Consider the following 9,824-nt stretch of genomic DNA (forward strand, 5'->3'; position numbering starts at 1 on the left):
ATCCTCCGGCCCGGAAGCCGGAGGAGAGGGAAGATTAGTGCGCGCGACCTTGTTCAACGCCATACCCGGTCTGGGAACGGATGAACTGAGCACGGAACTGCTCGCGTTCGCGGTTACCTTCTTCTGAGTTATCGGTGGCAGAGAAGAACCAGATCCCGAGGAACGCTACGCTGATGGAGAACAGCGCCGGATATTCATACGGGAAAATGGCTTTTTCGTGACCCAGGATTTGTACCCAAATTGTTGGGCCAAGCACCATCAGCACGACGGCCGTCAGCAGACCTAGCCAGCCGCCCATCATTGCGCCACGCGTGGTCAGTTTTGACCAGTACATGGAGAGCAGAATGATGGGGAAGTTACAACTGGCTGCGATAGCAAATGCCAGTCCCACCATGAAGGCGATGTTCTGGTTTTCAAACAGCACGCCGAGCACGATGGCAACCACACCCAGCACCAGTACGGTAATTTTCGACACCTTCAGCTCTTCGCGCTCGGTTGCGCCTTTGCGGAATACGTTGGCGTACAGGTCGTGAGAAACTGCCGATGCGCCCGCCAGCGTCAAACCAGCAACCACTGCCAGAATGGTGGCAAACGCCACTGCCGAGATGAAGCCGAGGAACAGGTTCCCGCCCACCGCATTCGCCAGATGTACCGCCGCCATGTTGTTACCGCCAATAAGCGCGCCAGCAGCGTCTTTATACACAGGGTTCGCGCCAACGAGCATGATCGCGCCAAAGCCGATGATAAAGGTCAGGATGTAGAAATAACCCATAAAACCGGTGGCATAGAACACGCTCTTACGCGCTTCGCGGGCATCGCTGACCGTGAAGAAACGCATCAGGATGTGCGGCAAGCCCGCCGTACCAAACATCAGGCCGAGACCTAACGACAGCGCGGAGATTGGATCTTTCACCAGTCCGCCCGGACTCATAATGGCGGAACCTTTCGGGTGTACCGCCATCGCTTCGGTGAACAGATTGTTGAAACTAAAGCCGACGTGCTTCATCACCATAAAGGCCATAAAGCTGGCGCCGAACAGCAACAGAACGGCTTTGATGATCTGTACCCAGGTGGTTGCCAGCATGCCGCCAAACAGGACGTACATCATCATCAATACGCCAACCAGCACGACGGCAATGTGGTAGTTCAGGCCAAACAGCAGCTCAATCAGTTTACCCGCGCCGACCATCTGCGCGATCAGATACAGCGCGACCACCACCAGGGAACCACACGCCGAGAGAATACGAATCGGACCTTGTTTCAGGCGATAAGAGGCCACGTCGGCAAAGGTGTAGCGACCAAGGTTACGCAGGCGTTCAGCAATCAGGAACAGGATAATCGGCCAGCCGACCAGGAAGCCGAGCGAGTAAATCAGTCCGTCATAACCGGAGGTAAAGACCAGCGCGGAAATCCCGAGGAACGATGCAGCAGACATATAGTCGCCTGCAATCGCCAGCCCGTTCTGGAAGCCGGTGATGTTACCGCCAGCGGTGTAGTAGTCATTACGCGAACGCACGCGTTTAGACGCCCAGTAGGTAATACCAAGCGTAAAGATGACGAAAATCAGGAACATGATAATCGCCTGCCAGTTGGTTGGCTGGCGTTGGACTGCTCCGCTTATAGCATCCGCCGCGTTTGCGGCGAAGGGCAGCGTGGCGGCAAGCGCCGTCAGGACTCTCTTCATGATGCTTTAACCTCGTGCAGAACCGCATTGTTCAGGCGATCGAATTCACCGTTTGCCCGCCAGATATAGATCCCGGTCAGGATGAAGGAGATAAGGATCACGCCGACCCCAATCGGAATACCCCGGGTGACGCTGGTTCCCGCGTGCAGCGGAGTACCCAGCCAACCAGGCGCAAAGGCAATCAGTAAAATAAAGCTGATGTAAACTGCCAGCATGATGATGGACAGAATGGTGGCAAACCGTTGCCGTTTTTCAACTAACTCCCTGAAACGCGCACTGTCTTCTATCCGCTGATAAATATTGTCATTCATCACAGAGCTCTCCAGAGGTCCCCCTGCGTCTTTCGCGCTACAGGTTCGTTGGCCGCACTCGCCCACCCCAGTCACATAGTGAACTATGCTCCTGGGGATGTGCTCGCTTGCCGCCTTCCTGTAACACGAAATCCTTTGGGGGAGGGTTTTTATATTTCCCTCCCGCTCAGGGGAGGGGTAGGGATAGGATTTGTAGGCCCGATAAGCAGCGCGCCATCGGGCATTTCACGGTTATGGTTATGATGGCATCGCGATGGCCTGCTTCTCTTCGAGCAGTTTCTCAACGACGCCTGGATCGGCGAGGGTTGAGGTATCGCCCAGATTGCTGGTATCGCCCGCCGCGATTTTGCGCAGAATGCGGCGCATAATTTTGCCGGAGCGGGTTTTCGGCAGTGAATCGGTCCAGTGCAGCACATCTGGCGTTGCCAGCGGGCCAATTTCTTTACGTACCCAGTTGCGAACTTCGGCATACAACTCAGGCGACGGTTCTTCGCCGTGATTCAGCGTGACGTAGGCGTAGATCGCCTGGCCTTTAATATTATGCGGAATACCGACCACCGCGGCTTCGGCAATCTTCGGATGCGACACCAGCGCCGATTCGATTTCTGCCGTGCCCAGACGGTGGCCAGAGACGTTCAGTACATCGTCCACACGTCCGGTGATCCAGTAATAACCATCTTCATCACGGCGTGCGCCGTCGCCGCTGAAGTACATATTTTTGAAGGTAGAGAAGTAGGTCTGTTCAAAACGTTCATGATCGCCAAACAGCGTTCTCGCCTGGCCTGGCCACGAGTCAATAATCACCAGGTTGCCTTCGGTTGCGCCTTCCAGCGGATTACCTTCGTTATCGACAATCGCAGGCTGCACGCCAAAGAACGGACGGGTAGCGGAACCGGCTTTCAGCTCGGTGGCGCCCGGCAGCGGGGTGATCATGAATCCACCGGTTTCGGTCTGCCACCAGGTATCGACGACCGGACATTTTTCGTTGCCGATCTTCTTCCAGTACCACTCCCACGCTTCCGGGTTGATTGGCTCGCCAACGGAACCCAGGATGCGCAGCGACGAACGGTCAGTACCTTCAATCGCTTTATCGCCTTCTGCCATCAGAGCGCGGATGGCGGTCGGCGCGGTATACAGAATATTGACCTGGTGCTTATCCACAACCTGCGCCATACGCGCCGGGGTAGGCCAGTTGGGCACGCCTTCGAACATCAGCGTGGTTGCGCCGCAGGCCAGCGGACCGTACAGCAGGTAGCTGTGCCCGGTTACCCAACCCACGTCAGCGGTACACCAATAGATATCGCCCTGATGGTAGTCAAACACGTACTTAAAGGTGGTTGCGGCGTAGACCAGATATCCGCCAGTGGTGTGCAGCACGCCCTTCGGCTTGCCGGTTGACCCGGAGGTATACAGGATAAACAGCGGATCTTCGGCGTTCATCTCTTCCGGCTGATGTTCCGGGCTGGCTTTCTCGATAAGATCGGACCACCACAGGTCACGACCTTCCTGCCATTCCGTTTTTCCACCGGTACGTTTGAGAACGATAACGTGTTCGACGCTTTTCACGTTCGGGTTTTTCAACGCATCATCGACGTTCTTTTTCAACGGGATAGCGCGTCCGGCGCGCACGCCTTCATCGGCGGTGATCACCAGGCGAGAATTGGAGTCGATGATACGTCCGGCGACGGCTTCCGGGGAGAAACCACCGAAGATGACCGAATGCATCGCGCCAATACGGGCGCAGGCCAGCATGGCGACCGCCGCTTCCGGCACCATCGGCATATATATGGCCACCACATCACCTTTTTTAATGCCTAAATCCAGTAACGTATTGGCAAAACGACAGACATCGCGATGCAGCTCGCGGTAGGTAATATGTTTGCTTTGGCTGGCGTCGTCGCCTTCCCAGATGATGGCGGTACGATCGCCATTTGCCTGCAGGTGACGGTCAAGGCAGTTCGCCGCCAGGTTTAGCGTGCCATCCTCATACCATTTAATAGAGACGTTGCCTGGCGCAAACGAGGTGTTCTTCACCTGGCTGTACGGCTTGATCCAATCAAGAATCTTTCCCTGCTCGCCCCAAAATGTGTCGGGTTCGTTAACAGATTGCTGGTACTTCGCTTCGTACTGCTCCGGATTTATCAGGCAACGATCCGCAATGTTTGCGGGAATAGCGTGTTTATGTATTTGGCTCATGGCTTTTGTTCTCCTTGTAGGATGTTAATAATATGTCGCACAAACGTTAAATGTAGGGGCTTTGCGAGTTTTGTTTAGTATTTGGGCGGCAGATCACGCAATAAACGAATTGTGCAAATTAGCGACAAACTGAATTTTGAAGAGAACTAGCAAAAATTGATTAATTCTCGCGATAACATGGGGTTATCTGAGAATTGTTGAAAAGGTGATCTGTCTCAGAATTAAACAAAAGAGTGAGTGGTTTGAGGGGGTAACTAACTCTAAAGTGGTATTTTACATACACTTACAATTGATTAAAGACAACATTTTCAGTGTGGTTTCTTGTTACAAATTGGGGGGAGCAATGTCATGACAGTATTCGTGTGGTTGCTGTTATGGAAAACAATAAAAGAACCGCCATTGCAGATAATGGCGTCATCTGGATGAGACCCCTATGGCAAGGACAAAATCACGCGTACGCCGTTTCTTCAGCCTGTTATTACCTTTATTATTTATCTCTGCTGTTCACGCTGAACAAACTCCTGTACCCGCAAAGACCGTCACCGTTGAAGCGAAGAATGAAACCTTCGCCCCTCAGCATCCCGATCAATACCTCTCCTGGAAAGCCACGTCTGAGCAATCAGCCCGTGAAGATGCGCTGGCAGAAGATCCGCGTCTGGTGATCCTGTGGGCGGGATATCCATTCTCGCGCGATTACAACAAACCGCGCGGGCACGCGTATGCGGTGACCGATGTACGTGAAACCTTACGTACCGGCGCACCTAAAACGGCAGAAGACGGCCCGCTGCCGATGGCTTGCTGGAGCTGTAAAAGCCCGGATGTGGCGCGTCTGATCCAGAAAGACGGTGAGGATGGTTACTTCCACGGTAAATGGGCGCGCGGCGGTCCGGAAATTGTTAACAACCTCGGTTGTGCAGATTGCCATAACACCGCGTCGCCGGACTTCGCCAAAGGCAAGCCTGAGCTGACGCTGTCGCGTCCTTACGCTGAGCGCGCGATGGAAGCCATCGGCAAACCGTTTGAGAAAGCCGGTCGCTTTGATCAGCAATCCATGGTCTGCGGCCAGTGCCACGTGGAGTACTACTTCGACGGTAAGAACAAAGCCGTTAAGTTCCCGTGGGATGAGGGCATGAAAGTCGAGAACATGGAGAAATACTACGACACCATCGCCTTCTCTGACTGGACTAACTCTCTGTCCAAAACCCCGATGCTGAAAGCGCAGCACCCAGAATATGAAACCTGGAGCGCGGGCATTCACGGTAAGAACAACGTGACCTGTATCGACTGCCACATGCCGAAAGTGCAAAACGCGGAAGGTAAGATCTATACCGATCACAAGATTGGTAATCCGTTCGATAACTTCGCCCAGACCTGTGCGAACTGCCATACCCAGGACAAAGCGTCCCTGCAAAAAGTGGTCGCCGAGCGTAAACAGGCCATTCATGACCTGAAAATCAAGGTTGAAGATCAACTGGTACATGCGCACTTCGAAGCGAAAGCCGCATGGGATGCGGGTGCGACCGAAGCGGAAATGAAGCCGATTCTGGAAGATATCCGTCACGCACAATGGCGCTGGGACCTGTCTATCGCCTCACACGGTATTCACATGCATGCGCCGGAAGAAGGTCTGCGGATGCTGGGTAGCGCAATGGATAAAGCCGCCGACGCACGTACCAAACTGGTTCGTCTGCTGGCGACCAAAGGCATCACGCATGAAATCCCGTTACCGGATATCTCTACCAAAGAGAAAGCCCAGGCGGCGATTGGTCTGAACATGCAGCAAATCAATGCTGAGAAGCAGGACTTCATCAAAACGGTGATTCCGCAGTGGGAAGAGCAGGCGCGTAAAAACGGTCTGTTAAGCCAATAACCCCATTTCGCCCCGTAAGGGGCGGATAACTCAACGGAGTGAATATGAGCGTATTACGTTCGTTATTAACTGCTGGGGTGCTGGCGTCAGGCCTGTTCTGGAGCCTGAGTGGAATCACTGCCACGCCAACGCCGCAGGAGTCGGATCAACGCTGGACGGTTACTCAGCAGCGTAATCCGGATGCTGCCTGTCTGGATTGTCACAAGCCGGATACCGAAGGCATGCATGGTAAACATGCGCAAGTCATTAACCCGAACAACAAACTGCCGGTCACCTGCACCAACTGTCACGGCCAGCCGTCACCGAACCACCGCGAAGGGGTGAAGGATGTGATGCGCTTTAATGAGCCAATGTATAATGTGGAGCAGCAGAACAGCGTCTGTATGTCCTGTCACCTGCCTGAGCAGTTGCAAAAAGCGTTCTGGCCGCACGATGTCCACGTCACAAAAGTGGCGTGCGCCAGTTGTCACTCACTGCATCCGAAGCAAGACACGATGCAGACGTTAAGCGATAAAGGACGGATCAAGATTTGCGTCGATTGCCACAGCGATCAGCGTAACAATCCGAACTTTAACCCGGCGTCGGTTCCGTTGCTTAAGGAGCATCCATGAGTTGCTCTCGTCGCCAGTTTATCACCGGCGTCGGCGCGCTGGTGGCAGTGAGCGGGACGGCGGGACGCGTTGTGGCGAAGACGCTAAATATCAATGGCGTGCGTTACGGAATGGTACACGATGAGTCATTATGCATCGGCTGCACGGCCTGCATGGATGCTTGTCGGGAAGTCAACAACGTACCGGAAGGCGTATCGCGTCTGACGATTATTCGCAGCGAGCCGCAGGGGACGTTTCCTGATGTGAAATATCGCTTTTTCCGCCACTCGTGCCAGCATTGCGACCATGCCCCCTGCGTTGACGTCTGCCCGACGGGGGCATCGTATCGCGATGCCGCCAACGGCATTGTGGATGTGAACCCTGATCTTTGCGTTGGCTGTCAGTACTGTATCGCCGCGTGTCCTTATCGCGTGCGCTTTATCCATCCGGTGAGCAAAACGGCGGATAAATGCGATTTCTGCCGGAAAACCAACCTGAAAGCGGGCAAACAGCCCGCCTGCGTTGAGTCATGCCCGACGAAGGCGCTGACGTTTGGTAATCTGGACGATCCCAACAGCGATATCTCCCGTTTGTTGCAGCAGAAAACCACCTACCGTTACAAACTGGCGCTGGGCACAAAACCGAAGGTCTACCGCGTTCCCTTTAAATATGGGGAGGTGAGCCAATGACACCCGCTTCTGCATTTCATTTTGAATCACTGGTGTGGGACTGGCCCATCGCCATCTATCTATTCCTGATTGGCATCTCCGCCGGACTGGTTACGTTGGCGATTCTGCTGCGTCGCTTCCATCCTGAGGCGGGCGGTTCGGACAGCACGCTGCTGCGCACCACGCTGGTGTTAGGGCCGGGGGCGATTATCTTCGGTCTGCTGATTCTGGTATTCCACCTGACGCGGCCATGGACCTTCTGGAAACTGATGTTCCACTACAGCTTCACCTCGGTGATGTCGATGGGGGTCATGCTGTTCCAGTTGTATATGGTGGTGCTGGTGCTGTGGCTGGCAAAAATCTTTGAAAAAGAGGTGATTGCCCTGCAACAACGCTGGCTGCCGCGGTTAGGGATCGTGCAGAAAGCGCTGACGCTGATAACGCCGTTTCATCGTGCGCTGGAGACGTTAATGCTGGTGCTGGCGGTTCTGCTTGGGGCGTACACCGGTTTTTTGCTCTCGGCGCTGAAGTCCTACCCATTCCTGAATAACCCGATCCTGCCGGTACTGTTCCTGTTCTCCGGGATCTCCTCCGGCGCGGCGGTGGCGCTGATCGCCATGGCGTTACGCCATCGTAGCAATCCGCACAGCACTGAAGCGCACTTTGTGCATCGCATGGAGGTCCCGGTGGTATGGCTGGAGATCTTCCTGCTGGCGGCGTTCTTCGTCGGTCTGGCGCTGGGCGATGACGGCAAAATGCGCGCGCTGGCGGCGGCGCTGGGCGGCGGATTCTGGACCTGGTGGTTTTGGCTTGGCGTAGCTGGGCTTGGGCTGATACTGCCGATGCTGCTAAAACCCTGGGCCAACCGCAGTTTGACGTTTCATGGCGTGCTGGCAGTCTGCGGCGCCAGCCTGACCGGCGTACTGCTGCTGCGCTTTTTCATTCTCTATGCGGGTCAGCTAACCGTTGCGTAAGGTGATATCTGGACGTTCTCCTTCCTGAAGCCGGTTTTCTGGCACTGTTATTAAGCCTCGGGGTCAACGTGTTGACCCCACTTGCCGTGTTGGTGGGTGTCCGCCAGCGCTGGCAGGGCGTGATGCGCCTGGCAAGCGTGGGCGTATGGACGCAGTTTGCGCTGCTGCTGCTGGCTTTTGCCATTCTGGTATTCTGTTTTCTGACCAGCGACTTTTCGGTGGTCTATGTTGCTCAGCACAGCTACAGCCTGCTGCCGTGGGGATTAAAACTGGCGGCGGTTTGGGGCGGCCATGAAGGGTCGCTGCTGTTGTGGGTGCTCTTTCTTTCCGGCTGGAGCGCGCTGTTCGCTCTGTGCTATCGGCGTGATTCTGATCCACTGTTTCCGCTGACGCTCAGCGTCCTGTCAATGGTGACGGCCCTGTTGCTGCTGTTTGTGGTGGTCTGGTCCGATCCCTTCGTGCGTATTTTCCCGCCTGCTATAGAAGGACGGGACCTTAACCCGATGCTGCAACATCTTGGGTTAATCCTCCACCCGCCGCTGCTGTACCTGGGTTACGGTGGTTTGATGGTAGCCGCGGGCGTGGCGCTGGCCTCGCTGCTGCGCGGTGACTTTAACGCGCAGAGCGCCTGGGTGTGCTGGCGCTGGGCGCTGCCCGGCTGGTGCGCGCTGACGCTGGGGATAATCCTCGGTTCCTGGTGGGCCTACTGCGAGCTGGGCTGGGGGGGGTGGTGGTTCTGGGACCCGGTCGAAAATGCCTCCTTATTACCCTGGCTCTCCGCCAGCGCGTTGCTGCATAGCCTGTACATCACGCGCCAGCGTGGGATCTTCCGCCACTGGTCGCTGCTGCTGGCGATCGTCACGCTGATCTTATCGCTGCTGGGGACGCTGATTGTGCGTTCCGGCATTCTTGTTTCGGTACATGCCTTTGCGTTGGATAACGTGCGCGCCGCGCCGCTGTTTGCGCTGTTTAGCGTATTGAGCCTGGCGTCGCTGGGGTTGTACGCCTGGCGAGGCCAGCAAATTCGCCAGAATGCGCGTTTTGGCGGCTGGTCGCGCGAGATGCTGATTCTGGTCGCGCTATTACTTTTTTGCGCGGTGCTACTGATTGTGCTGATTGGCACGCTCTATCCGATGATTTACGGGTTGTTCGGCTGGGGAAGGCTCTCCGTTGGCGCGCCGTACTTTAACCGCGCCACGCTGCCGTTTGGGCTGCTGATGCTGCTGGTTATCGTGCTGGCAACGATCAGAAGCCGCAAAGTCTCTTTGCGTTGTCAGCTTCCGGCACTGCTGGCGCATGCCGGGGTATTGGTATTTGCGGCTGGGATCGTTTTTTCCAGCGGTAGTCGTCAGGAGATAAGCCTGAATCTGAGCCCCGGGCAGCAGGTCGCGCTTGCGGGCTACATTTAATGAGATGGTCACTCCCTCCTTCCCGGTATTATGCTGAGGACAGGCTTTCATTCGGAGAACTATCATGGAAAACATTGCGCTCATTGGTATCGATCTGGGTAAAAACTCTTTCCATATTCATT

The 9,824-nt window shown here is 55.3% G+C and carries 7 protein-coding genes and 1 pseudogene; 5 read left to right on the forward strand and 3 right to left on the reverse strand.

The features are described from left to right. Positions 1-34 precede the first annotated feature (34 nt). From actP to acs, 3 genes are all read right to left on the reverse strand, one after another. Positions 35-1,684, reverse strand: coding sequence for a cation/acetate symporter ActP (actP, locus tag OOJ59_RS20445; RefSeq protein ID WP_085049641.1), 1,650 nt, complete (start codon positions 1,682-1,684; stop codon positions 35-37). Beyond that, a complete protein-coding gene (locus tag OOJ59_RS20450) occupies positions 1,681-1,995 on the reverse strand; it encodes a DUF485 domain-containing protein (RefSeq protein ID WP_006688274.1) in 315 nt (104 codons plus the stop codon). The genes actP and OOJ59_RS20450 overlap by 4 nt, the downstream gene beginning before the upstream one ends. A gap of 237 nt (positions 1,996-2,232) precedes the next feature. Further along, positions 2,233-4,191 (reverse strand): acetate--CoA ligase, encoded by a 1,959-nt coding sequence (acs, locus tag OOJ59_RS20455; RefSeq protein ID WP_268063478.1) that lies wholly within the window; start codon positions 4,189-4,191, stop codon positions 2,233-2,235. A gap of 433 nt (positions 4,192-4,624) precedes the next feature. On the opposite strand from acs, the gene nrfA reads away from it, so the two are divergent. The 5 genes and pseudogenes from nrfA to OOJ59_RS20480 all read left to right on the forward strand — a co-directional run. Next, entirely contained in the window at positions 4,625-6,061 is a 1,437-nt protein-coding gene (nrfA, locus tag OOJ59_RS20460; protein WP_038636304.1) for an ammonia-forming nitrite reductase cytochrome c552 subunit, read from the forward strand. Positions 6,062-6,105: 44 nt separating this feature from the next. Beyond that, entirely contained in the window at positions 6,106-6,672 is a 567-nt protein-coding gene (nrfB, locus tag OOJ59_RS20465) for a cytochrome c nitrite reductase pentaheme subunit (RefSeq protein ID WP_038636307.1), read from the forward strand. Continuing rightward, complete coding sequence (nrfC, locus tag OOJ59_RS20470; RefSeq protein ID WP_038636309.1) at positions 6,669-7,340, forward strand: cytochrome c nitrite reductase Fe-S protein; 672 nt, start codon at positions 6,669-6,671, stop codon at positions 7,338-7,340. The genes nrfB and nrfC overlap by 4 nt, the downstream gene beginning before the upstream one ends. Further along, a complete protein-coding gene (gene nrfD, locus OOJ59_RS20475) occupies positions 7,337-8,293 on the forward strand; it encodes a cytochrome c nitrite reductase subunit NrfD (protein ID WP_160956212.1) in 957 nt (318 codons plus the stop codon). Before nrfC ends, nrfD begins: the two co-directional genes overlap by 4 nt. Positions 8,294-8,301: 8 nt before the next feature. Further along, positions 8,302-9,696 (forward strand): annotated as a pseudogene (locus tag OOJ59_RS20480) (heme lyase CcmF/NrfE family subunit); the annotation flags it as partial. Positions 9,697-9,824: the final 128 nt, after the last annotated feature.

The organism is Citrobacter sp. W9, from assembly GCF_026719375.1.
Taxonomy (GTDB): Bacteria; Pseudomonadota; Gammaproteobacteria; order Enterobacterales; family Enterobacteriaceae; genus Citrobacter; species Citrobacter werkmanii.

Coding starts and splice junctions, on each gene's coding strand:
- actP (WP_085049641.1), bottom strand. CDS start 1,684: ATGAAGAGAGTCCTGACGGCGCTTGCCGCCACGCTGCCCTTCGCCGCA.
- OOJ59_RS20450 (WP_006688274.1), bottom strand. CDS start 1,995: ATGAATGACAATATTTATCAGCGGATAGAAGACAGTGCGCGTTTCAGG.
- acs (WP_268063478.1), bottom strand. CDS start 4,191: ATGAGCCAAATACATAAACACGCTATTCCCGCAAACATTGCGGATCGT.
- nrfA (WP_038636304.1), top strand. CDS start 4,625: ATGGCAAGGACAAAATCACGCGTACGCCGTTTCTTCAGCCTGTTATTA.
- nrfB (WP_038636307.1), top strand. CDS start 6,106: ATGAGCGTATTACGTTCGTTATTAACTGCTGGGGTGCTGGCGTCAGGC.
- nrfC (WP_038636309.1), top strand. CDS start 6,669: ATGAGTTGCTCTCGTCGCCAGTTTATCACCGGCGTCGGCGCGCTGGTG.
- nrfD (WP_160956212.1), top strand. CDS start 7,337: ATGACACCCGCTTCTGCATTTCATTTTGAATCACTGGTGTGGGACTGG.